The organism is Streptomyces sp. AHU1 (genome assembly GCF_045343905.1).
In the GTDB taxonomy this organism is placed as follows: domain Bacteria; phylum Actinomycetota; class Actinomycetes; order Streptomycetales; family Streptomycetaceae; genus Streptomyces; species Streptomyces triticiradicis.
This window is the reverse complement of the sequence record NZ_CP174283.1, coordinates 3,322,693-3,344,962: the sequence shown is the minus strand read 5'-3', so window position 1 is coordinate 3,344,962 and position 22,270 is coordinate 3,322,693. Positions and strand designations below refer to the sequence as shown.

Here is a 22,270-nt window from a genome sequence, read left to right as displayed (position 1 = left end):
GAGCGGGACGGACTCAGCGGGAGGTGTCGAAGACCTCGTCGCGGGTGGCCGCCAGGGCGCTCTCCAGCGCCCCGCGCAGCACGGGGTGTTCGTGGACGTCGCCGACGACGAGCCGCGGCCGGGACGCGGCCAGCTCCTCCAGTTCGGCCTGGACCAGGGCGCGCAGCGGCTCGCCGCCCGCGGTGAGCGAGGCTCCGCTGAGGACGACCAGTTCGGGGTCGAGCACGGAGACGAGTGAGGCCAGACCGGTGGCGAGTCCGGTCGCGTACTTCTCCAGGAGCCGCCGGTAGGGGCCCGCGTCGACGGCGGCGGCCCGCTCGACGAGGGTGGCCGCGACCTCGGTGTACGGACCCGTCGGCAGGTCCTGGACGCCGAGTTCGCGGGCCAGTTGGGGGATGGCCTGGGAGCCGGCCAGCTCCTGGTAGCCACCGCTGTTGGCCCGGGTCACCTGGCGCACCAGGGGCGCGCCGGGCACCGGCAGGAAGCCGACCTCGCCCGCGCCGCCGGTCCAGCCGCGGTGCAGCCGGCCGCCGAGGACGAGGGCCGCGCCGAGACCGCCCTCGTTCCACAGCAGGACGAAGTCCTCGTGCCCCCGGGCGGCGCCGAGGCGCTGCTCCGCGATGGCGACGAGGTTGACGTCGTTCTCGTACTCGACGGGCATCGGCAGGGCCGCTGCCAGTTCGTCGAGGAGGGTGGGCGAGTGCCAGCCGGGCAGGTGGGAGGCGTAGCGCAGCCGGCCCGTGTTGGGGTCGAAGGCGCCGGGGGTGGCGATGACCAGGCGGCGGACGTCGTCCCGGGCGAGCCCGGCGGCCTTCACCGCGCCGTCGAGGGCGTCGGTGACCTGGCGCACGACGGGCCGGTCCGGGCGGCGGCCGGGGGTGGGCAGTTCGTACGTGCCGATCGTGCGGCCGGTGATGTCGGCGACGGCGGCGAGGACGCGCTCGGGGGTGACGTCCAGTCCGGCGGCGTACGCGGCGCCCGGATTGACCTCGTAGAGCTGGGCGCTGGGGCCCGGCCGCCCCTCGCTGGTGCCGGTGGCCAGGACGAGTCCGGCGGCTTCCAGGCGCGCGAGGAGTTGTGAGGCGGTGGGCTTGGACAGTCCGGTGAGCTTGCCGATCCGGGTCCGCGAGAGCGGTCCGTGCGCGAGCAGCAGATCGAGGGCGGCGCGGTCGTTCATCGCGCGCAGGACGCGCGGGGTGCCCGGTGTGCCGGCGGATCCTGCCATGTCTGTCGCCACCTGCCCTTCTAGGCCGACCAGCTTCCCAGGGGAGCCTCCGGGAAGTCCACCGGAAGATCACTGTTAGGAAAGTTTCCTATTGCTGTTGCGAGGAAAGTAGGCCGGAGGGGGCGCGGGCGTCAAGGGAAACCGCCGCCCGGGAGGTGGGACCGTCGCCGGAATGCGCGAAGCCGCCCCCGCCGCGGACGAGTTCGTCTGCTGCGGGGGCGGCTCGTGGTGGGCCGGAGGAGACTTCGGCGCCGGTTACCTCACGTCGACGTAGTCGCCCGTGGCCGTGGCGGTGCCCGTGGTGGCGGTGCCCGCGAACGCGTAGCGGTAGGTGCCGTCGGTCGAGGCCTTGACCGTGGTGCTCAGGGCGCCCGCGGTGCCGGAGGTCACCGTCTTGACGGCCTTGTAGGCGGTGGCGCCCTTGGCCTTGAACTGGAGGACGACCGACTGGCCCTTGTAGCCGGCGTACTTGCCGCTGTTCCAGTCGGCGCGGGTCAGCGCGCCCTTGACGGTGAGCGTGGCGCCCTTCTTCACCGGCTCGGGGGTGGCGTTGGCGGTGAGCCTGGCGGCGCGCTTGACCTGGGCCGTGCCGGGGACGCCCCACATGTCGTAGCCGAACTGCATGCTGATGTGGTTGTCGGAGTCGTCGTTGTCCACGACGGTGTCGCTGTAGAAGCCGGCCACCTTCCAGGTGCCGGCGTCCGCCGCCTCGTAGAGGTACTCGTCGGGTTCGACGTAGATGACCTCGGTGCAGGACTGCGTGACGGTCGTGGCCGTCGTGGCCTTCGTGGTGCAGGTCGGGGCGTCGTCCGGCCCCAGCTCGTTCTCCTGCCGCGAGAGCGACGCCCCGCGGTACAGGAGGACGCCCGCGACGCTCTTCGTGCCGTCGACGACGAGGTCGGCCGGGCGCACGAAGGTGTACGTGACCGGGACCTTCACCGTCTTGGTGGTGCCGACGACGATCGGCTTGCCGTTGTTCACCACCACGCCCGAGAAGGAGAGGTCCGGCGTGGCGGCCGAAGCGGACGGCACGGCCAGGGCGGACAGGGCCAGGGCGCCGGAGACGACGGCGCCGATGGCGTATTTGCGCATGGGTTCCCCATTCGAGGCGGGCCCCCGGGCGTTGAGCTCCAGAACAAGGGCCCGCTGTCGGGGCGACAGTAGACGGTCGGACGATGTGGCCGGAATGCGGGGGCCGTGTGAAGGGGGGCGCTCCGTCCGACGCTTTCCCCGCAAGATCCTTTTTCTGTGATCCGCCGCATGAAGCTGCATCGTTCGGCGTGGACCGCGTCGGCCTTTCCGGCCGGGGTCCTCCGTGGAGGTCATCCGTGAAGCTGCTGACGGGGTTCTGGCGCGCGGCCGCGGTCAAGCTCGTGCCGGCGCTGCTCCTGCTGAGCGCCATGGATTTCGTGGACGACGGTCTCACGTGGCACTCGGTGGGCGAAACGCTGTTCATCAGGCCTTTGACCTGGGCGGTCATGACGCTCGGCTGGGCAGTCGTCGGGGTGTGGCTGCTGCGGCGGCGGGCCCGTGCGGCCGGTGCCGCGGTCTCCGCCGAGGCGCTGGAGGACCGGCAGAGACACGTGCTGCGCCCGACGCGGGTCCAGGACGGGTGGCAGGAGCGGGTCCGCGAGCAACTGGAGGCCTCGGAGCGGTCGTTCCTCGTCGCCGAGAAGGGCCGCGAGGAGATCCGCTTCCGGTGGCGTCCGGGGCGGCTCGACCGGTCGGTCCGGGGATCGATGTCCTTCGACGAGCCCTCCGGAGGGGTCGTCCTCGACGTCCATGACGGTGAGGGGCTCTTGGGAGTGGCCGGACTGGGCAAGGGGTCGGCGTTCGCCGCGCTGTGCCGGATAGCGGGGGCGACCGGGCTGGAGGCGGGAGCGCTCGTGGACGGACACCCGGCGGGACACGAGCGGCGGACCGCCTGACGAGCGGCGCCCGGCCCGACGGGCGCGGACCGGACGGCGACGAGACCGGACGGCGACGAGACCGGACGGCGACGAAGAAGGGGGCGGCACCCGGGTGTTCCGGGTGCCGCCCCCTCTCGCGTGGCGTCGCGGGCCTACTTCGGCACGCCCGACGGGGCCGGGGACGGGGCCGGCGACGGGATGGGCGCGGCCGCCTCCGACTGCGGGGAGGCCGGGTTGTTCAGGGCCGACGGGGCCGCCACCACGGCGGTCGGGTCGAGGGGCTCCTCCTCCGCGGATGCGGCCGGGCCGCCCACGATGCGGATGTCGGCGGCGTCGAAGGCACGCTTGATGCGCCAGCGCAGTTCGCGCTCCACGGAGACGGCCTTGCCGGGCATCGTCTTGGCCGAGACGTGGACCACCATGGAGTCGAGCAGGACGCTGTCCAGGCCCAGGATCTCGATCGGGCCCCACAGCCGCTCGCTCCAGGGCTCTTCCTTGCTGATGGTCTCGGCGACGTCGGCGATGACGGACCGGACGCGGTCCAGGTCCTCCGAGGCGCGGACCGTGACGTCCACACCGGCGGTGGCCCAGCCCTGGGAGAGGTTGCCGATGCGCTTGACCTCGCCGTTGCGGACGTACCAGATCGCGCCGTTGTCGCCGCGCAGCTTGGTCACGCGCAGGCCCACCTCTATGACCTCGCCGGAGGCCACGCCCGCGTCGATCGTGTCACCGACGCCGTACTGGTCCTCCAGGATCATGAAGACGCCGGAGAGGAAGTCGGTGACCAGGTTGCGGGCGCCGAAACCGATCGCGACACCGGCCACACCCGCCGAGGCCAGCAGCGGGGCCAGATCGATCTCGAACGTGCCGAGGATCATCAACGCGGCCGTGCCCATGATCAGGAAGGACGCGACCGAGCGCAGCACCGACCCGATGGCCTGGGAGCGCTGCCGACGGCGTTCCGCGTTGACCAGCAGACCGCCCAGCGCCGTGCCGTCGACGGCCTCGGCGGTGCGGCTCATCCGGTCGATGAGCTTGGTGATCGCCCGGCGCACGAACACTCTCAGCGCGGCGGCGATCACCAGGATCAGCAGCACGCGCAGGCCTATGGCCAGCCAGGTCGACCAGTTCTCCTCGACCCAGCTCGCCGCATGGGTCGCACTCTCCTGGGCGTCCTGAAGCGTGGGGGTCACCGGAAGCGGACCGGTCGACGTCGAGGGGGACGGCGACGGGGCTGGTCCGGCGACCAGGGCCGATAGGACGGGCAGGGACACGGCAGGTACCTCCAGGCGTAGCGGTCTGCCCGCGGCGGGGGACACGAGAGGGATGCCGTCCGGGCAGAACCACCACACTAACGGGGCAACGCGCGAGGCTCGTTGTCATGCCGAGGGGAGAGATGGTGCTCACCTGGGGATGTAGGGGATGTGGTCGAAAACACTCCCAGCCCGTTACCGGGACATGGTGGCGCCGTCACCAGGCATGAGGGGAGACTGGCTGCAGATCGTCCCGGCGCGAGCCACGCGCCGCCGGCGTACAAGGAGGCATCCGTGCCGCACGTCCTGGTCCTCAACGCGTCGTACGAGCCGCTCGGCGTCGTACCGCTCCACCGCGCGCTCGTCCTCGTCCTCGAGAACAAGGCAGTCTGCCTCGAGGAATCCGGCGCCTTCATGCACAGCGCGACCGTTACTGTCCCCGCACCCAGCGTGGTCCGGCTGAAGAGGTTCGTACGGGTCCCCTACCGCGGGCCCGTCCCGCTGACCAGGCGAGCTCTGTTCGCCCGCGACGGCGGCCGGTGCATGTACTGCGGTGGCGTCGCAACCAGCGTCGACCACGTCATCCCGCGTTCCCGCGGAGGTCAGCACGCCTGGGACAACGTGGTGGCGTCCTGCCGCCGCTGCAACCACACCAAGGCCGACCGCCACCTGGTCGAGATCGGCTGGCGCCTGCGCCACAAACCCGCCCCGCCGACGGGGCTCGCATGGCGCATCATCGGAACCGGGCACAGGGACCCACGCTGGATGCCCTACCTGCAACCGTACGGCGCGGACGACGCCATGGCCCGGATCGACGGCATATCGGCCTGACGATCCGGGCCTTTGCGTTGGCTCACGGGGCCCGGCCCGTGCGACCCCGTGTCAGCCGCGGGGTCCTTCGGGACGGGCCCCACGGGCCGCGCAGAGTGCCGTGCCGGTCACGAAGAGTACTAGGCCGGCCGCCCAGGCGCCGTGCTGCGGGCCCGGCTGCACGAGCCAGCCCACGACTGTCGCATTGTTCACACGAGGAGAGGCGGCCGAGAGGTACACGGCGCTGAAGTACAGCGTCGTCGGCATCCAGCTGAGCCGGGCGCCGATCAGCACCGCCCCGCCGGCCGTGATGCCGACGGCTCCCAGCGTGTTGCGGACCATCGCCGCCGCGCCGAACTCCTGCGCGTGCCCGGGCACGGCGAGGGCCAGCAGAGCGGCGGAGAGGGCGCCGAGGAACAGCAGGTGGGCCAGGCGCCGGGGCCACCAGCGGCGTACGGCGGTGTCGTCCAGCTCACGGGTGTGCGTGTGCAGGCTCGCGCCGGTCGCCGCCGCGGCCAGCAGCGGGGCGAGCGCGACCAGCGGCACCCTGCGGTCGGGGTCGAGATAGGCGTCCGGGCGGCTCGCCGTCCACACGGTGAGCAGCGCGGCGCAGACCAGGGCCGCGACGGTCGCCGGGATGCCGCGCGAGCGGGCGTACAGGGCCGGGGAGCGGAACCGGTGTCCGGACGCGGACCGTGCGGCCCAGGACGTCTGCGGGGCGTTCACAGGGACGGCACCTCCCCCGGCTTCGGGGCGCACTCGGCGGCCGTCGCGAAGTAGCGGCCGAGCCAGGAACGGCGTTCGTCGTCGTTCATCGCCTTCAGGCGTGCGTACGCCTCGTCCTCCGCCCGGTACCACGCGAGTCTCTTCGTGTCCCCCTCCTGCCGGGCCCTCGTCACGGAGAACTCACGCAGCTCCGCGAACCCTGGCTCAGGCGCCAGCCAGCGCAGCACGGCCTCGTCGGTGACCGTGATCCGGCCCGCGGTCGGCGCCTGCTCGCAGTCCGGGCGGACCAGCATGTGGGCCGCCTCCCACGCGTACCGCTCCGGGTCGGTCACCTTGCCGCGGACGGCGCTCCAGCCGAGGGGACTGAGGTTCGGCAACTGCGCCTCGCCCGGGCGCGGGGATCGCCACAGGTCCTCGTAGCGGACCGGCAGGTTCCGCACCCCCTCCAGCCGGCCGGTGAGGCCGGACAGGGCCCGGGTCACCTCCGGCAGCATGCCCGGATAGGTGGCGTTGACGCAGATGTCCGGGGCGGTCGAGGTGTCGCACACCTGGCGGTGGGAGAGCGGGTTGTCGCGCAGCAGGCCGTCGCCCGTCGAGACGAGGAGGACGGCGGCGCCGAGAGCGGCCGCGAGCGGCAGCAGCGCGGCGGCACGGCGGTACGCGGTGAGGGCCAGGACCGCGGCGGCGGCGAGCCCGGCCGCACACAGGGCCGACACCAGCGGGTACCACCAGACGGCGAGGTCGTTGTCACCGAGGACGTGGACCATGCAGAGCGCGAGGTGGCGGACGTCGGACCGCCGGGTGCCGAGGGCGCCGACGACGGCGTATCCGCCGATCGCGAGCAGCGGGGCGGTCAGCCGGAAGGGGACGGCCCGCCCGGCCGTGTGACCGAGGACCGTGCAGGCGGCGAGGGTGAGGGCGTTCCCGGCGAACACGGTGTACGCGGGTCCGCCCGCCGACGCGTACGGCGCGCAGGCCGCCAGCGTTCCGGCCACCACCAGCAGGTGGGCAGCGGCCAGCCAGCAGGCGAGGGGCAGGGCGGCCGCCAGGAGCTGGACGAGCGGTGTGCGCGCGGTGGAGGAGCGCAGCTCCTCCGTCCGGCGTCTGCGCTCCCTGCCGCCCTGCCAGGCGCCCGCGGCGAGCGCGAACGGGACACCGATCAGCGCGGCGGCGGTGCTCAGCAGTTCCGTCGTCGCCCCCCAGCTGCCCTGCCACTGGTCCGCCTTGGCCACCACGGACCACGCGAGGGCGAGCAGCAGCCCGGTGGCCGCCCAGGGGGCGAAGCCGCGCAGCCATTCGGCACGCAGGGGGTGCGGCGCGGAACGGGGGCTCTGGGCGAGGGTGCGCGCCGGACCGTTTCCGCCCGGCCGGAGGCGGGTGTTCATCGGCCGGCCCCCGTCGCCGCGCGGTGGCCGCGCAGGGCCGTGGTGTAACCGCGTTCGATGGCGTTGCCGTCGGACTCGTGGCCGTCCGCGCCGAGCGCGGCGAGCGAGCCGGGCGTGCCGCGGTAGGCGACCTGCCCGGCCTCGAGCAGCGTCACCTCCGTGCAGGCCGCGGCCACGTCCTCGACGAGATGGGTGGAGACGATCACCGTGGCGGTGCGGCCCAGTTCCCGCAGCAGCGTGCGGAACTCGACGCGCTGCTCGGGGTCGAGGCCCGCGGTGGGCTCGTCGAGGAGCAGCAGGCGGGGGTCGTTCACGATGGCCTGCGCGATGCCGACGCGCCGGATCATGCCGCCCGACAGGGTCTTGACCTTGGCGTCGATGCGGTCGGCGAGGCCGACCCGGGCCACGGCCCGCTCGACCGCGGCGTCGGCCCCGGCTCCCGGCAGCTCCTTCAGCCAGGCCACGTAGGCGACGAACTCCCGCACCGTGAAACCCGGGTAGTACCCGAAGTCCTGCGGGAGGTAGCCCAGTTCGCGGCGGACCGCGGCGCGTCCCCGGTGGTCGCGAAGGCCGTTCCCGAGCAGCTCGACCCGGCCCGCCGCGGGCTCCGCGACCGTCGCGAGGACGCGGACGAGGGAGGTCTTGCCCGCGCCGTTGGGCCCGAGCAGGCCGTGGACGCCGAGCCCGAAGTCGAGGTCGACACCGTCCAGGGCGGTGGTCCTGCGGTGCCGGACCGTCAGTCCGGAGACCCGCACGGCTGCGTCCCCCGAGCCGTCCCGGTCGCGCCCGGTCGGGGCGGCCGGGTGGTGTTCGGCGCCGCCGGAGGGCGGCACGGCGGTCGTGCGGGGCCTGTTCACATCGTCTCCAGACGGTCGTAAGCGGTGCGGCGCGCGGCGAGGAGCAGGGCGCACAGCACGGTCGCCGCCGCCCAGCCGCCCTGGGAGGGGGCGCCGGTGAAGTAGAGGGAGAGCTGCTCGGTGAGACCGGCCGTCAGACCGGTGCCGGCGGACGCGAGGAGGGGGGCCGAGACGGCGAGCAGCCATCCGCCGCCGACCACCGCCGTCGCGGTACGGCAGCCCAGGTATCCCGAGAGGACGAGCGAGGCCAGGGTCAGGGCCAGCCCGGGCAGCAGCCAGCCGGCCGTTGCGGGTCCCGCGGGCAGCCGCGGGCCGGAGGACGGCAGGAGCAGCCCCGCCACCGTCAGCGAGGGCGCGCTGACCACCAGCACGGCGGCCGTCCGCGTCAGCAGGAGGCGCAGCCCGCCCGAGGGGGCCGACGCCGCGATCTCGTGGAGCGGGTCGGCGTGCCGTCCGTAGGAGAGGGCGACCCCGGCCACCGGGACGACGGGGGCGAGGGCCAGCAGCAGGGGCCGTGCGCCCGCCCATCCGCCTCCGTACGCGAGGGCGACGGCGCCCAGGGCGACGAGCAGCACCGCCCCGGTCCAGGTTCCGCGGACGGCGGGCCCCGCGGCCCAGAGGATCCGGGTGAGCCGTCCCCCGGAGGCCCGCGGGGTCCGCGCTGCCGCCGCCGGAGTGCGAACCGGTACGGCCGCAGCCGCGGAGGCCGGGCCGGCGGGTGCGATTGCCGCCGGGCTCGCGTGGGCCTGGGCCGAGGGTGCGGCGGGGAGGGCCGCCGGGGTCGTACGGGCTCGGGCCGCGGGTGCGGTGGGAACCGCCGCCCGATCCGTGCCGGACCGGGTGGCGGGGACGGGCGCGGCGGCCGGGGGCATGTCGAGCACCGCCGCCAGGACCGCGTCGCGGACCTCCGTCAGCGCCGGTCCCGCCGCGCCCGCCCGCACCGCGTGCGAGACGCGTGCGGCGCACCGGCCGCAGCGCTCCAGGTGCTTCTCCAGGGACCAGGCGTCCGTCTCCGCGAGGGAGCCGTCCGCGTAGCGGGTGACGAGGTCGTCGGGGGCGTGCCAACCGGTCATGCCGGGCCTCCCAGCGGGGACGGGGCCAGGGCCGGGCGCGCGTGGGCGCCCTGGGGCGGGTTCAACTGGGCGAGCGCCTTGCGGAGTTCGGCGCGGGCGCGCAGGGCACGGGTCTTGACCGTGCCCTCGGGTATGCCGAGGAGGCGGGCGGCCTCACGCGTGGTCAGCCCGTCCACGACCGTCGCCCGCAGCACCTCGCGCAGTTCGGGGGAGAGGCGGTCCAGCGCCGTGCCCACGTCGCCGTACTCGAGCCGCGCCAGGACGCGGTCCTCGGCGGACGGCGCGGGGCCCGGCGCCGTGTACTCCACCCGGTCCGCCCGCTCCTGGACCCGTCGCGCGTCCACCAGACGCCGCGCGGCGATCGTCCACAGCCAACCGCCGGCCTCCGTGCCCCGGTGGCCGCCGGCCGACCGCCACACCGTCACGAAGGTGTCCTGCAGCACCTCGCGCACGGTCTCGGGGTCGGCGCAGCGCCGGGTCAGCCGCGCGTGCAGCCAGCCGGCGTGCCGGTCGTACAGCGCGGCCATCGCCGACGGGTCCCCGTCCGAGACGGCCCGCAGCAGCGCCGCGTCCGAATCGTCCTCCCGGTGGCCCCCTTTGGGGCGGAACAGTCTCACACCCCGTCTATCGACGGCTCAGGGCCCGCCGGTTCACGGAGCGGCGGATTCCTGTCCGCCGGTCTCCTCGGCGACCGCGTACGCCTCGACGGACCACAGCGAGTAGCCGTACGCCGTGGCCCGCCGCATCCCCTGGACGCGCAGGTAACGGACGTCGCGCTCGTCGAAGCGGAGGGACTCCCGGCCGCCGCGGCTGTCGTTCACGGTGGTCGCGGTGCGCCACACACGTCCGTCGGCGGAGACCTGGACGCGGTACGCGGACGGGTGCGCGTCCTGCCAGGTCAGTACGAGCCGGCCGAGGCGCACCGGCTCGGCGAGCTGCACCTGCCACCAGGCGCCGTCGTCGACGGGGGAGGACCAGCGCGTGGCCGGGTCGCCGTCGTTGGCCGCCGCGGCCGGGAAGTCGGGGGTCTCGTCGGCGGACGAGGAGGCCGTGCCGGTGCGGGCGAGGTCGGGGCCCGCCGTGCGCGGGAAGGCGCGGACGGTCAGGGTGCGGGTCTGCGCGCCGAAGGCGACCGTCACCTCGTACGTGCCCGACGGCGTCCCCGGCGGCACCGTGACCTCCACGGTGCCGTCGACGACGGCACCGCGCGACAGGACCGGCGACGGCTGCGAGACCTCGACCCGGATGTCCTTCGGGGCCCGTGCGGTCAGTTCCCCGCTGACGCCGGTCGGGCGCTGTGACGTCAGCCGGGCCGTGATCCGCTCCGTGCCGCCGATCTCCACGTCCGTCGTGGAACGGTCCAGCTCCAGCGCGACGGCGGGGGTGTCGGCGAACCACGGCACGAGATGGCGGACCTGGGAGCGCTCGGGACCGACGACCCGCAGCGCGCTCACGCGCACGCCCGCCGTACCGATCTCCGCCGCGCCGATCTCCGTCGCGCCCCCGGCGTCGAGGGCGCCGAGGTACCGCCAGCCCTCGCCCGGGACGTACGCCTCGACGTACCCCGTCGCGCCGGGGTCGGTGAGCACGCTCACGTCGGTGAGGACACGGGGGCGCGGGAGCAGGACGAGGCGGCCGTCCTGCCCGGTGCCGTCCCTGGGGGCGGGGTCGTCCTGCGCGGTCCCGCCGCCGTCCGCGCCTCCGGTGCCCCCGTCCGTGCCCGCCGTCGGGCCGCCGCCGGTGCCCGTCCCGCCGTCCTCCGCCGTCCCCGGGTCCTTCGGGGCCCCGTCGCCGGTGGAGGACTCGTTGCCGAGGCCCGCCCACTTCTCGTACGCCGTGCGGGCCCGCGTCAGGAACGGGTCGAGCACGCCCGTGCCGACCTTCACCTCGCTCGCCGCGAGCCCGTCGCGCAGCCGGTCCAGCGCGCGGTAGGCCGTCCACGCCGCCGTCGCGTCACCCTTCGACTGGGCGTCGAGGAGCGCGACGGCCGTCTCACCGGCCTCGCCGTAGCGCGCCAGCTGTTCGGTCCAGGGCCGCACCTCGGTGGCGATCGGGCGGCCCGCCAGCCGCTCGGGCGTCTCGCGCATCACCGAGAACGCCGCGCGCAGCCGCTCGGCCGCACGGTCGCCCGCGGCCCGGTCCGCGGTCGTCCGCGCCTGCCAGAACGCCTCCATGAGCGGACGCAGGTACGCCGACTCCTCGCCGCCGAGGACCGAGGACGCCTCGTTCCCGGCCAGCGCGCGCAGCGCGTCCGCTCCCCGGGCGTCCTCGCCCGCGAGGTCCTCGATCGCGGCCTCCCAGGACTCCTGGGGCCGGTAGTCCCGCGGGTTCCACGCGTAGTCCGCCGTCGTGAACAGCGGGATGCGGGAGGCCTCCGCCTGGGGCATCGCGTTCGCCAGCAGGGCCGCCGAACCCGTGGCCACCGCCGGGTCGCGCCCCTGGTACGGGCCGAGGAACACCCGGTCCTGCGCGTAGTCGTTGACGGGGTAGTTGTCCATGGTGACGAGCTGGTGGCTGCCGAACACCTCGCGGGTGCGGGCCAGTTCACCGCCGGTGATGGTCCTCGGCACGACACCGATGCCCGTCCAGGCGACCTCGACGCCCTCCTCCAGGGCCTCCGACAGCCGCCTGCGGTAGTCGGTCGAGCCGTCCTCGTAGTACTCCGTCGGCATCAGCGACAGCGCGGCCCCGTCCGGGTACCGGGAGGCGAGATGCCGGGCCACGGCGTTCGCCACCCGCGCCTGCGCCCTCGCCGCCGCCTCGGGGCCGGAGCCGAACGCGTCCGCGTCCGCCCCGCAGTGCCACTCGGTGTAACTGACGTCCTGGAACTGGAGCTGGAAGGACCGGAACCCGAGCGCCCACATGGCGTCGAGCTTGCGCGTCAGGGCCTTCACGTCGGCGTCCGAGGAGAAGCACATCGCCTGCCCGGGGGCCACCGCCCAGGTCAGCGTGACGTGATTGCGGCGCGCCCGCTCCGCCAGGTCCCGGAAGCGGGCGCGCTCCCCGGCCGGGTACGGCTCGCGCCAGCGTGCCTGCCGGAAGAGGTCGTCGCCGGGCGCGTAGACGTAGCGGTTCTGCTTGGTCCTGCCCAGGAAGTCCAGCTGCGCGAGACGCTGTTCGGGGGTCCAGGGGCTGCCGTAGAACCCCTCGGTGACGCCCCGCGCGGCGGTGCCGGGCCAGTCCCGGACGACGGTGCCGGCGATCCGACGGTCGGTCCCGAGGAGCTGGCGCAGTGTCTGCACCGCGTGGAACAGGCCGTCCTCGCCGACTCCCGCGAGGGCGACGGTGTCCCGGCCGTCGGCGCGGCCGACGGCCAGCCGGTAGCCGCCGGAGGGGAGATCGGCCCGGGGCGCGGCGCCGAGCGCCGTGAGCGTCCGTTCCAGGGAGCCCGACGCGACCCGCGCGCCGCCGAAGGAACCCGCGCCCCGCCCGCCGGTGTCCGCCGGGTCCGTGCCCAGGCGCACCACCAGGGCGTGCGCCGGGAGCGCGTCACCGTCACGCACCGTCGTGATCGTGCGTGCGCCGGCCTGCCGCAGCAGGGCGCGCAACGCTTCGAGGGCGTACGGGTCGAGGGCGCTGTCCGGGGTGTTCGCGTCGACGCTCACGCCGGGGGCGTACGGAGTCAGGGGCACGCCGGGGGCGTACGGACCGGCCGTGGACCCGGAGGCCGCGCCGGGCCCGGGGGTGACCAGGACGACCTCGTCCGTGACCGTGACCGGGGTGCCGTTCGCGCGCAGGGACTGCGGGCGGGGCCAGACGGCGGCCACCCCGCTCCCGGTGGGCTCGCGGTCGTCCGCGGAGGCCGCCGGACCGTGTGTCGCCGCGACGGCCGCGGGGGCCGTGACGAACGCGCTCGCGACCACGGCGAACGCGAGTGCGGTCGCTCCTCTTCCACGCCCGAGTCGCACGGTTCCCCCTCGTAGCCGCCGTTCCGACCACGGCGTCGGTTGGCGTCCGAGCCCACCATCCGGGTGGCGAAAGTGTCAACGAGAGTGGCCGAAGTGCCGTGATTGCCCCAGCCTGGAGGTGCGGCCCGGGTATGCGGGACGGCGACGGAATGTGACCAGGAGCACGTTGTCCGTCCGTGCGCGTCTGCCGTCGCGCCCACGGGGTAGGGCTGCGGTGACCGCCCGGGGCACCCGTTTCCGGCACGATCCGCCGGAATGCCCCCGGCCGCCGCATCCGACCTCGACAAGGAGGCCCCCGTGGCCGCATCGGCACACCTTCTCCTCACGGCCCTGTCCGGACACGGAACAAAGCCGTCCCTCCCCGGCCCCCGCGCGGGCCGGGCGTCCGACGGGCCCGAGGGCACCCACCTGTGCCCGCTCGGATCGGAAGGCGCCCGCTCCGAGGTGCCGCTGACCAGCGAGCCCCCGCTGCCCGACGCCGAGCCGCTGACCAGCGAACCGCCGCTCGCGGACGCCGCGCACCTGACGAGCGAGCCCACCTCCGCCGGCGCCGCGTCGGGGGCCTGATGGCACCCGCCGGGCCCGCCGACCCGCCGCGGACGGCCTCGGAGCCGCCCCCGCGGACCCCCTTGTCCCGGCTCGCCGAACTGCACGGCGTCGCCCCCTCCTACAGCCCCTCCCCGGGCCGCACGGTCGCGGCCCCCGACAGCGCGCTCGTGGCGGTCCTGGCGGCGCTCGGCGTCGACGCGAGCACCCCGGACGCCGTACGGAACGCTCTCGCGCTGCGCGAGGCCGAGGCGGCGCGGCGGCTGCTGCCGCCGACCCTGGTGTGCTGGGGCGGCCTCCTCCCCGCCGAACTCGCCGCGCTGCCGGACGGCACCCGGCTGCGGATCACCACCGAGCAGGGCGAGTCCCGCACCCGTGCCGACGGCCTCCCGCCCGGCGTCCACGCGCTGCACGCCACCGCCCCCGACGGCCGGGACGCCGACGTCCACCTCGTCGTCGCCCCCGCCCGGCTGCCCGCGCCGCCCGGACGCGCCCACGGCCTGCTCGTCCAGCTCTACTCCCTGCTCTCCCGCCGCTCCTGGGGCATGGGCGACCTCGGCGACCTCGCCGAGCTGACCACCTGGGCGGGCCGGGCCCTGGGAGCCGGATTCGTCCAGGTCAACCCCCTGCACGCGGCCGTCCCCGGCGCCCCCACCGACCCCTCCCCGTACCGGCCCTCCTCCCGCCGCTTCCCCGACCCGGTGCACCTGCGCGTCGAGGACGTCCCCGAGTACCCGTACGCCGAGGACCAGGGCCGGCTGTCCGCGCTGCTGGAACGCGCCGGACGGCTGCGCGACTCCGTTCTGCGCAAGGGCGAGCTGATCGACCGCGACGCCGTGTGGGACCTCAAGCGCGAGGCGCTCGAAGCCGTGTGCGCGGTGCCGCTCGGGCCCGGACGGCAGGCCGAGTACGCCGCCTTCCTCGCCGAGGAGGGCCAGGCGCTGGAGGACCACGCCACCTGGTGCGCGCTCGCCGAGGTGCACGGCTCCGACTGGCGGAACTGGCCCGTGGCGCTGCGCGACCCCCGTTCGACGGCGACCGCCCGCGCCCGGGGCGAGCTGACGGCCCGCGTCGACTTCCACAGCCGGCTCGCCTGGCTCACCGAGGCCCAGCTCGCCCGCGCCCAGCGCTCCGCGCGCGACGCGGGCATGACCGTCGGGCTCGTGCACGACCTCGCCGTCGGCGTCCACCCCGACGGAGCGGACGCCTGGGCCCAGCAGGAGTACTTCGCGGCCGGCATGTCCGTCGGCGCGCCCCCGGACGCCTTCAACGCGCGCGGCCAGGACTGGGGTCTGCCGCCCTGGCGGCCCGACCGGCTCGCCGCCCGCGGGTACGCCCCCTACCGCCGGCTGCTGCACGCGCTCCTGCGGAACGCGGGCGCCCTGCGCATCGACCACGTCATGGGCCTGTTCCGCCTCTGGTGGATCCCGCAGGGCGGGCCGCCCACCGAGGGCACCTACGTCCGCTACGACGCCGAGGCCATGCTCGCGATCCTCGTCCTGGAGGCCTCCCGGGCCGGAGCGCTGGTGATCGGCGAGGACCTCGGCACCGTCGGCCCCGGGGTGCGCGAGAGGCTCCAGGAACGCGGGGTGCTCGGCACCTCGGTGCTGTGGTTCGAACGCGACTGGGAGGGGGACGGCCTGCCCCTGCCGCCCGACGCCTGGCGCGCCGACTGCCTGGCCACCGCCACCACCCACGACCTGCCGCCCACCGCGGCCCGGTTCACCGGGGAGCATGTCGAACTCCGCGGCCGGCTTGGCCTGTTGGCCGGCTCCCTCGGCGAGGAGCGGGCGGCCGCCGCCACGGACACCCGGGAGTGGCTGGAGCTGCTCTCCCGGCTCGGGCTGCTGGGCGACCGGGACGGCGGGAGCCCCGCCGCGGAGGAGGAGGCCGCGATCCAGGCCGTGCACCGCTTCCTGCTGCGCACCCCGGCCCGCCTCATCGGTGTCTGGCTCCCGGACGCCGTCGGCGACCGCCGCCCGCAGAACCTTCCGGGCACCTGGGACGAGTACCCCAACTGGCGCCTGCCCGTCGCCGACGCCGAGGGCCGCCCGGTGACCCTGGAGGAGCTGGCCGCCTCGCCCCGGCTGCACGCCCTGCTCGACGTCGTACGGGCGGAGAGCGGCCCGGCAGGAGGGCCCGGGAGCCCCCCGGACCCCCCGCGCCGGGCCCCGTGACCTTCGTACGGCACCCCCGGGCGCGCGGCCCCGTCGGGTGTTCGCTACGTTTGCACCGTGGACAAGAAGAACGCCCTGCGCGCCGGTGCCCTGGCGGCCGGTACGACGCTGATGATGCTGCTCATGTCGTCCCCCGCGCTCGCGGTGACCCGCGACGACGGCGACGACCCCGGCTCCGGCCTGAGCGTGGCCCAGACGCTCGGCCTCTACGTCGCGCTGCCGATCGTGCTGTTCGCGGGCATCACCGCTCTCGTGATGGTCCTGGACAAGTCCCACAAGCAGCCGAAGCAGGGCTGAACCCCGCCCGCTTCACCCCGACTCTCCGCCGAGGGAGTCCCCGCGCCGGCCGGCGCGGGGACTCCCTCGGAGCGTTCCCGGGACCGCCGTCAGCCCCGCCGCACCTCGTACAGGAAGCAGCCGTACTCCACCGCCCGTACGTGGACCAGCGCCACCTCCGGGTCCCTGAACGCCTCCGCGAAGGCCTCGCCGAACGCGTCCGGCGTCTCGACCAGCCGTCCGCCCAGGATGTGCCCCCGGGCCGAGTAGCGGCGGACCACACGGTGGGCGTCGGTGAACGGGAGGGCGTCGGTGGCCGGGCCCGCGCACTCCTCCGCGTGGATGAAGACCGGACCGGTCTCGGCGTACGGGCCCGGCTCGGCGCCCGTCTCCAGGGCCCAGCGGCGCAACGGGGCGTAGGAGACCAGGAGGAGGCGCTCGCCCGGCTCGCCGCGGCGCAGACAGCAGCGCAGCGGGGACCCGCCCTCCTCGTCGGTCCCCGGGACGGGCCGGTGCCCGGCGTCGTCGGTGTCGCGGAGCTCCTTCAGGGCGGCCGGGCCGATGGGCCGTGCGGTGTACGTCGTCATGCACCGAGGATCACGCCCGTGACGCCCCGGCACCGGCGGTAAACGGACATCGCGTTCCGCGCGGGTCCCGTGGAAGGATGGCGCAACCCACACATAACGAGGAGATGACCGCGTGCCTGGCACAAACCTGACCCGCGAAGAGGCGCAGCAGCGGGCGAAGCTGCTCACCGTTGACTCGTACGAGGTCGAACTCGACCTCTCCGGCGCGCAGGAGGGCGGCACCTACCGGTCCGTGACCACGGTGCGCTTCGACTCCGCCGAGAACGGCGCGGAGTCCTTCATCGACCTGGTCGCCCCGGCCGTCCACGAGGTCACCCTCAACGGCGACGCGCTCGACCCGGCAGAGCTCTTCGAGGACTCGCGGATCGCGCTGCCCGGCCTCCTTCAGGGCCGCAACGTCCTGCGCGTCGTGGCCGACTGCGCCTACACCAACACCGGTGAGGGCCTCCACCGGTTCGTCGACCCCGTCGACCAGCAGGCCTACCTCTACACCCAGTTCGAGGTGCCGGACGCGCGCCGCGTCTTCGCGTCCTTCGAGCAGCCCGACCTCAAGGCCACCTTCCAGTTCACCGTGAAGGCGCCGGCCGGCTGGACGGTCATCTCCAACTCGCCGACCCCGGAGCCCAAGGACGACGTCTGGGTCTTCGAGCCCACGCCGCGGATCTCCACGTACATCACCGCGCTGATCGTCGGCCCGTACCACTCCGTGCACAGCGTGTACGAGAAGGACGGGCAGTCCGTGCCGCTCGGCATCTACTGCCGCCCCTCGCTCGCCGAGTTCCTCGACTCGGACGCGATCTTCGAGGTCACCCGGCAGGGCTTCGAGTGGTTCCAGGAGAAGTTCGACTACGCGTACCCGTTCGAGAAGTACGACCAGCTCTTCGTGCCCGAGTTCAACGCGGGCGCGATGGAGAACGCGGGCGCCGTCACCATCCGCGACCAGTACGTCTTCCGCTCGAAGGTCACCGACGCCGCCTACGAGCTGCGCGCCGAGACGATCCTGCACGAGCTGGCCCACATGTGGTTCGGCGACCTCGTGACCATGGAGTGGTGGAACGACCTCTGGCTGAACGAGTCGTTCGCCACCTACACCTCCATCGCCTGCCAGGCCTACCACCCCGACAGCCGCTGGCCGCACTCCTGGACCACCTTCGCCAACTCCATGAAGACGTGGGCGTACCGGCAGGACCAGCTGCCCTCCACCCACCCGATCATGGCCGAGATCCGCGACCTCGACGACGTGCTCGTCAACTTCGACGGCATCACGTACGCCAAGGGCGCCTCCGTCCTCAAGCAGCTCGTCGCCTACGTCGGCATGGACGAGTTCTTCCGCGGCGTCCAGGCCTACTTCAAGGCCCACGCCTTCGGGAACACGCGCCTGTCCGACCTGCTCGGCGCCCTGGAGGAGACCTCCGGACGCGACCTCGGCACCTGGTCGCAGAAGTGGCTCCAGACCGCGGGCATCAACATCCTGCGCCCGGAGATCGAGACCGGCGCCGACGGCGTGATCACCTCCTTCGCGATCCGCCAGGAGGCCCCGGCCCTGCCCGCCGGCGCCCAGGGCGAGCCGACGCTGCGCCCGCACCGCATCGCGGTCGGCCTCTACGACCTCGACGCCGACAGCGGCAAGCTCGTGCGGGTCGAGAGGATCGAGCTGGACGTGGACGGCGAGCTGACCGCCGTACCGCAGCTCGCCGGCAAGCGCCGCCCCGCCGTGATCCTGCTCAACGACGACGACCTGTCGTACGCCAAGGTCCGTCTCGACGAGGACTCCCTGGCGTTCGTCACCGAGCACCTCGGCGACTTCGAGTCCTCCCTGCCGCGCGCCCTGTGCTGGGCCTCGGCCTGGGACATGACCCGCGACGCCGAACTCGCCACCCGCGACTACCTGGCGCTGGTGCTGTCCGGCATCGGCAAGGAGTCCGACATCGGTGTCGTGCAGTCGCTGCACCGGCAGGTGAAGCTCGCGATCGAGCTGTATGCCGACCCGGCCGCCCGCGAGGCGCTGCTGACCCGCTGGACGGACGCCACGCTCGCCCACCTGCGCACGGCCGAGGCCGGCGGCGACCACCAGCTCGCCTGGGCGCGCGCCTTCGCGGCGACCGCGCGCACGCCGGAGCAGCTCGACCTCCTGGAGGCGCTGCTGGAGGGCCGCGAGAGCATCGAGGGCCTCGCCGTCGACACCGAGCTGCGCTGGGCGTTCGTGCAGCGGCTCGCGGCCGTCGGACGCTTCGACGAGGCGGAGATCGCCGCCGAGTACGAGCGGGACAAGACCGCCGCCGGTGAGCGGCACGCGGCCACCGCCCGCGCCTCCCGTCCCACCGAGGAGGCGAAGGCGGAGGCGTGGGCCTCGGTCGTCGAGTCCGACAAGCTCCCGAACGCCGTGCAGGAAGCGGTCATCGGCGGGTTCGTGCAGGCCGACCAGCGTGAGCTGCTCGCCCCGTACACGGACAAGTACTTCTCCGTGGTCAAGGAGATCTGGGACACCCGCTCGCACGAGATCGCGCAGCAGATCGCGACCGGTCTCTACCCGGGGATCCACATCGCCGAGGAGACCCTCGACAGGACGGACGCGTGGCTGGCCTCGGCCGAGCCCAACGCGGCCCTCAGGCGTCTGGTCTCGGAGTCCCGCTCCGGTGTCGAGCGCGCCCTGAAGGCGCAGGCGGCCGACGCGGCGGCGACCGCCTAGGCACGCGGCCCAGGCACGCGGAACGACCCCGAGGGGGCGGGCACCGGCCGGTGCCCGCCCCCTCGGGCGTGTGGTGGAGCCGGGTGTCAGCCCTCGTTGAGTTCGGCCGCCACCAGCTCCGCGATCTGGACCGCGTTCAGCGCGGCACCCTTGCGGAGGTTGTCGTTGGAGATGAACAGCGCGAGACCGTGCTCGACGGTCTCGTCCTGCCGGATGCGCCCGACGTACGAGGCGTCCTTGCCGGCGGCCTGCAGCGGCGTCGGGATGTCGGAGAGGACGACACCCGGGGCGCCCGCGAGGAGCTCGGTGGCGCGCTCGACGGAGACCGGGCGGGCGAAGCGGGCGTTCACCTGGAGGGAGTGGCCGGAGAACACCGGGACGCGGACGCAGGTGCCGGAGACCTTGAGGGCGGGGATCTCCAGGATCTTGCGGGACTCGTTGCGCAGCTTCTGCTCCTCGTCGGTCTCGTTCAGACCGTCGTCGACGATCGAACCCGCGAGGGGGAGCACGTTGAAGGCGATGGGGCGCTTGTAGACCTGCGGCTCGGGGAAGTCGACCGCCTCGCCGTCGTGGGTCAGCCGGTCGGCCTCGCCGACGACCTTCAGTGCCTGGCCGTGCAGCTCCGCCACACCGGCGACGCCGGAGCCGGACACCGCCTGGTAGGTGGTGGCGACCAGGGCCTCGAGACCCGCCTCCTCGTGCAGCGGCTTCAGGACCGGCATCGCGGCCATCGTCGTGCAGTTCGGGTTGGCGATGATGCCCTTGGGGCGGTCGGCGATCGCGTGCGGGTTCACCTCGGAGACCACGAGGGGCACCTCGGGGTCCTTGCGCCAGGCGGAGGAGTTGTCGATCACGACGGCGCCCTGGGAGGCGACCTTCTCGGCCAGCGCCTTGGAGGTGGCCCCGCCCGCCGAGAACAGCACGATGTCCAGGCCCGAGTAGTCCGCCGTGGAAGCGTCCTCCACCGTGACCCCGTCGACGACCGTCCCGGCCGAGCGGGCCGAGGCGAACAGACGCAGCTCCTCGACCGGGAACTCCCGCTCGACGAGGATCTTGCGCATGGCTGTGCCGACCATACCGGTGGCTCCGACGATTCCGACCCTCACGGCGACTCCCTTGACGTGCGTTCTACGTGGTCCAGCGCTTCCATCATGCGTCTCACCCGGGCCCACGTGTCCAATCCTTTCGTCGCGCGGCTCACAGCGTGGGACGCGCACCCACGCGCCGACGGGCCCGATCCTGCGGCGGCCGGGCGCCCGGGTACGAAGAAATCGCCCGGCGACACGGGGGAACCGCAAGCCGTACGGTGCGTCCCGGTCCTGGATCCGGTCCCGGTGTGACGCACGCCTCGAACGAGGCCGAACGTTTTCACCCGCACCGGCGTCGTAGAGGGGACGCGGGGAGGGGAGGGGCGGCGTGCTGCGCAGAAGACCACGTCGGACACCGGGGGCGGACGACCCCCTGGACGCGACACAGGAACGCCGGGTGCGGGCGGTGCTCGCGCTCGGAGGAGTACCGCAGGCGGACCTGCCGGACGGGGTACAGCAGGTCCGGCTGCGGTTGCTGGAGCGGGCCGCCAAGGGGGACGAGGCGCCGCGCGACGTGTCCGCCTGGGCGGCGGTCGTCGCCTCGAACCTGGCGATGGACTGGCACCGGGCCAAGCGCCGGCAGGAGCGCCTCGGCGAGCGGCTCGCCTCGCTGCGCCCGTTGGAGCAGCCCTCCGACGAGGAGTCCAGCGTGCTCTCGCTGGCCGTCGCCCAGGGCCTGGACGAACTGCCCGACGCCCAGCGCCAGGTCCTCGTCCTGCGGTTCTACGCCGACCTGCCGGTGCGGGACATCGCCGACGAGCTCGGCGTCCCCGAGGGCACGGTCAAGAGCAGGCTGCACACGGCGGTCCGCGCGCTGCGCGCCCGCCTGCACGAGAACGAGGTGGTGTGACGTGGCCGAGTACGAAGGTCTGGACCCGCTGCTGGCCGCGCTCACGGACACCGAACTGCCCGAGGGCGCTCGCGACGACATCGTGTTCATGGCGGAGCACCGGTCGGCCGTCGCGGACGTGGACGTGCTCCGGGAGCAGCTGGTGATCATCGGGGACGCGCTGGCGGACTCCGGCCGGCCGGACGGGACGGCCCGGGGGGACCGGAGGCCCGGGAGGTACCGGCGGGCCCGGGAGCCGAGGCCGTCCGGCGGCGGGCGGCCCGGGGGTGCTCCGAAGAAGCGCTCCCGGCATCCGGGCGCCCTCGTCGTCGGCACGCTGGTGGCGGCCGCCATGGCCTCCCTGGTGCTGGGGATCGGCTGGCTGGCGGCGCAGGGCGGGGGGGCGGACACGGCGAAGGCCCAGGGAGCCTCGGACGCCAAGGCGGACAGCGGCAGCGAGGGCAAGCTCACCGCGCCCGGCTACATCGCCTGCTCGCGGCTCCTCGTGGAGGGCACGGTCACGAAGGTGGCCGCGGTCCCCGGCACCACGCGGGACCGGATCACCCTCGACGTCTACCACTACTACAAGCCGGCCGAGGGCGAGAAGACGGTCACCTTCCTGATGGACCAGGCCGTCGACCCGCGGCTGCACCGGGGCGACGAGGTCCTGATCGGCATCCAGCAGCACGACTCGACGCCCGACCTCTGGAGCACCGGGGAGGAGCAGATCGCCCGCGACCGGTCCTGGATCGTCAAGGCGCTGCCCGAGTCCCGGAGCATGAGGTGCGCGCAGTGACGCCCGGCACGGGCCGGGCCGCCCGCGGGAGGGCGGCTCCCGGAAGGCCGGTGCCCGGGAGGCCGGTGTCCGGGAAGGCGGTGTCCAGGAGGGCGTGACGCGAAAGGGCGGGCGCCCGTTCCCGGACGCCCGCCC

At 74.3% G+C, this 22,270-nt stretch carries 19 protein-coding genes; 8 read left to right on the top strand and 11 right to left on the bottom strand.

The window, feature by feature from the left end; genetic code table 11:
- Positions 1-13 precede the first annotated feature (13 nt).
- Together ACICHK_RS15060 and ACICHK_RS15055 are read right to left on the bottom strand one after the other, a co-directional pair.
- Positions 14-1,225, bottom strand: coding sequence for an ROK family transcriptional regulator (locus ACICHK_RS15060; RefSeq protein ID WP_406837301.1), 1,212 nt, complete (start codon positions 1,223-1,225; stop codon positions 14-16).
- 255 nt (positions 1,226-1,480) lie between these two features.
- The gene (locus ACICHK_RS15055; RefSeq protein ID WP_406837300.1) at positions 1,481-2,317 is read right to left on the bottom strand and encodes a hypothetical protein; all 837 of its coding nucleotides are present in this window, start codon (positions 2,315-2,317) and stop codon (positions 1,481-1,483) included.
- A 236-nt stretch (positions 2,318-2,553) separates the two neighbouring features.
- Between ACICHK_RS15055 and ACICHK_RS15050 the strand changes: the two genes are divergently transcribed.
- Positions 2,554-3,153 (top strand): hypothetical protein, encoded by a 600-nt coding sequence (locus ACICHK_RS15050; RefSeq protein WP_406837299.1) that lies wholly within the window; start codon positions 2,554-2,556, stop codon positions 3,151-3,153.
- Positions 3,154-3,287: 134 nt separating this feature from the next.
- Here the strand turns inward: ACICHK_RS15050 and ACICHK_RS15045 are convergent, their stop codons facing one another.
- Positions 3,288-4,424 carry a mechanosensitive ion channel family protein gene (locus tag ACICHK_RS15045; protein WP_406841225.1) on the bottom strand — a complete coding sequence of 379 codons (1,137 nt, stop codon included), beginning with the start codon at positions 4,422-4,424 and terminating at the stop codon, positions 3,288-3,290.
- 258 nt (positions 4,425-4,682) lie between these two features.
- Here ACICHK_RS15045 and ACICHK_RS15040 point away from each other — a divergent pair, with 258 nt between their 5' ends.
- On the top strand, positions 4,683-5,219 hold the full coding sequence (locus ACICHK_RS15040) for an HNH endonuclease (protein ID WP_037618871.1): 537 nt from the start codon (positions 4,683-4,685) through the stop codon (positions 5,217-5,219).
- Positions 5,220-5,270: 51 nt separating this feature from the next.
- On the opposite strand, the gene ACICHK_RS15035 is transcribed toward ACICHK_RS15040, so the two are convergent.
- From ACICHK_RS15035 to ACICHK_RS15010, 6 genes are all read right to left on the bottom strand, one after another.
- Positions 5,271-5,924: a hypothetical protein gene (locus ACICHK_RS15035; RefSeq protein ID WP_406837298.1), complete on the bottom strand. Its 654-nt coding sequence runs from the start codon at positions 5,922-5,924 to the stop codon at positions 5,271-5,273.
- Positions 5,921-7,309, bottom strand: a complete 1,389-nt coding sequence (locus tag ACICHK_RS15030; RefSeq protein WP_406837297.1) for a hypothetical protein — start codon at positions 7,307-7,309, stop codon at positions 5,921-5,923. Before ACICHK_RS15030 ends, ACICHK_RS15035 begins: the two co-directional genes overlap by 4 nt.
- On the bottom strand, positions 7,306-8,064 hold the full coding sequence (locus ACICHK_RS15025; RefSeq protein WP_406841224.1) for an ABC transporter ATP-binding protein: 759 nt from the start codon (positions 8,062-8,064) through the stop codon (positions 7,306-7,308). Before ACICHK_RS15025 ends, ACICHK_RS15030 begins: the two co-directional genes overlap by 4 nt.
- Before the next feature lie 98 nt (positions 8,065-8,162).
- Positions 8,163-9,239 carry a zf-HC2 domain-containing protein gene (locus ACICHK_RS15020; RefSeq protein ID WP_406837296.1) on the bottom strand — a complete coding sequence of 359 codons (1,077 nt, stop codon included), beginning with the start codon at positions 9,237-9,239 and terminating at the stop codon, positions 8,163-8,165.
- Positions 9,236-9,856, bottom strand: a complete 621-nt coding sequence (locus ACICHK_RS15015) for an RNA polymerase sigma factor (RefSeq protein WP_406837295.1) — start codon at positions 9,854-9,856, stop codon at positions 9,236-9,238. The genes ACICHK_RS15020 and ACICHK_RS15015 overlap by 4 nt, the downstream gene beginning before the upstream one ends.
- A gap of 33 nt (positions 9,857-9,889) precedes the next feature.
- Complete coding sequence (locus ACICHK_RS15010) at positions 9,890-13,147, bottom strand: beta-N-acetylglucosaminidase domain-containing protein (RefSeq protein ID WP_406837294.1); 3,258 nt, start codon at positions 13,145-13,147, stop codon at positions 9,890-9,892.
- 297 nt (positions 13,148-13,444) lie between these two features.
- On the opposite strand from ACICHK_RS15010, the gene ACICHK_RS15005 reads away from it, so the two are divergent.
- Genes ACICHK_RS15005 through ACICHK_RS14995 form a run of 3 tightly spaced genes read left to right on the top strand, consistent with a single transcriptional unit; the run spans position 13,445 to position 16,167 of the window.
- Positions 13,445-13,714, top strand: a complete 270-nt coding sequence (locus tag ACICHK_RS15005; RefSeq protein WP_406837293.1) for a hypothetical protein — start codon at positions 13,445-13,447, stop codon at positions 13,712-13,714.
- Positions 13,714-15,870, top strand: coding sequence for a 4-alpha-glucanotransferase (gene malQ / locus ACICHK_RS15000; RefSeq protein ID WP_406837292.1), 2,157 nt, complete (start codon positions 13,714-13,716; stop codon positions 15,868-15,870). Before ACICHK_RS15005 ends, malQ begins: the two co-directional genes overlap by 1 nt.
- A 57-nt stretch (positions 15,871-15,927) precedes the next feature.
- Positions 15,928-16,167: a hypothetical protein gene (locus tag ACICHK_RS14995; protein WP_406837291.1), complete on the top strand. Its 240-nt coding sequence runs from the start codon at positions 15,928-15,930 to the stop codon at positions 16,165-16,167.
- A gap of 89 nt (positions 16,168-16,256) precedes the next feature.
- Here the strand turns inward: ACICHK_RS14995 and ACICHK_RS14990 are convergent, their stop codons facing one another.
- The gene (locus ACICHK_RS14990; RefSeq protein ID WP_406837290.1) at positions 16,257-16,733 is read right to left on the bottom strand and encodes a DUF1203 domain-containing protein; all 477 of its coding nucleotides are present in this window, start codon (positions 16,731-16,733) and stop codon (positions 16,257-16,259) included.
- Between the two features lie 112 nt (positions 16,734-16,845).
- On the opposite strand from ACICHK_RS14990, the gene pepN reads away from it, so the two are divergent.
- Positions 16,846-19,422 carry an aminopeptidase N gene (pepN, locus tag ACICHK_RS14985; RefSeq protein WP_406837289.1) on the top strand — a complete coding sequence of 859 codons (2,577 nt, stop codon included), beginning with the start codon at positions 16,846-16,848 and terminating at the stop codon, positions 19,420-19,422.
- Between the two features lie 86 nt (positions 19,423-19,508).
- On the opposite strand, the gene ACICHK_RS14980 is transcribed toward pepN, so the two are convergent.
- Positions 19,509-20,528 carry an aspartate-semialdehyde dehydrogenase gene (locus tag ACICHK_RS14980; RefSeq protein WP_406837288.1) on the bottom strand — a complete coding sequence of 340 codons (1,020 nt, stop codon included), beginning with the start codon at positions 20,526-20,528 and terminating at the stop codon, positions 19,509-19,511.
- Positions 20,529-20,838: 310 nt separating this feature from the next.
- Between ACICHK_RS14980 and ACICHK_RS14975 the strand changes: the two genes are divergently transcribed.
- Both ACICHK_RS14975 and ACICHK_RS14970 read left to right on the top strand, forming a co-directional pair.
- Entirely contained in the window at positions 20,839-21,360 is a 522-nt protein-coding gene (locus tag ACICHK_RS14975) for an RNA polymerase sigma factor (protein ID WP_406837287.1), read from the top strand.
- A 1-nt stretch (position 21,361) separates the two neighbouring features.
- A complete protein-coding gene (locus tag ACICHK_RS14970) occupies positions 21,362-22,135 on the top strand; it encodes a hypothetical protein (protein WP_406837286.1) in 774 nt (257 codons plus the stop codon).
- Positions 22,136-22,270 lie beyond the last annotated feature (135 nt).

What these genes read in the sequence shown, in the direction of transcription:
- ACICHK_RS15060 (WP_406837301.1), bottom strand. Translation starts at nt 1,225, where the DNA reads ATGGCAGGATCCGCCGGCACACCGGGCACCCCGCGCGTCCTGCGCGCG.
- ACICHK_RS15055 (WP_406837300.1), bottom strand. Translation starts at nt 2,317, where the DNA reads ATGCGCAAATACGCCATCGGCGCCGTCGTCTCCGGCGCCCTGGCCCTG.
- ACICHK_RS15030 (WP_406837297.1), bottom strand. Translation starts at nt 7,309, where the DNA reads ATGAACACCCGCCTCCGGCCGGGCGGAAACGGTCCGGCGCGCACCCTC.
- ACICHK_RS15020 (WP_406837296.1), bottom strand. Translation starts at nt 9,239, where the DNA reads ATGACCGGTTGGCACGCCCCCGACGACCTCGTCACCCGCTACGCGGAC.
- malQ (WP_406837292.1), top strand. Translation starts at nt 13,714, where the DNA reads ATGGCACCCGCCGGGCCCGCCGACCCGCCGCGGACGGCCTCGGAGCCG.
- ACICHK_RS14990 (WP_406837290.1), bottom strand. Translation starts at nt 16,733, where the DNA reads ATGACGACGTACACCGCACGGCCCATCGGCCCGGCCGCCCTGAAGGAG.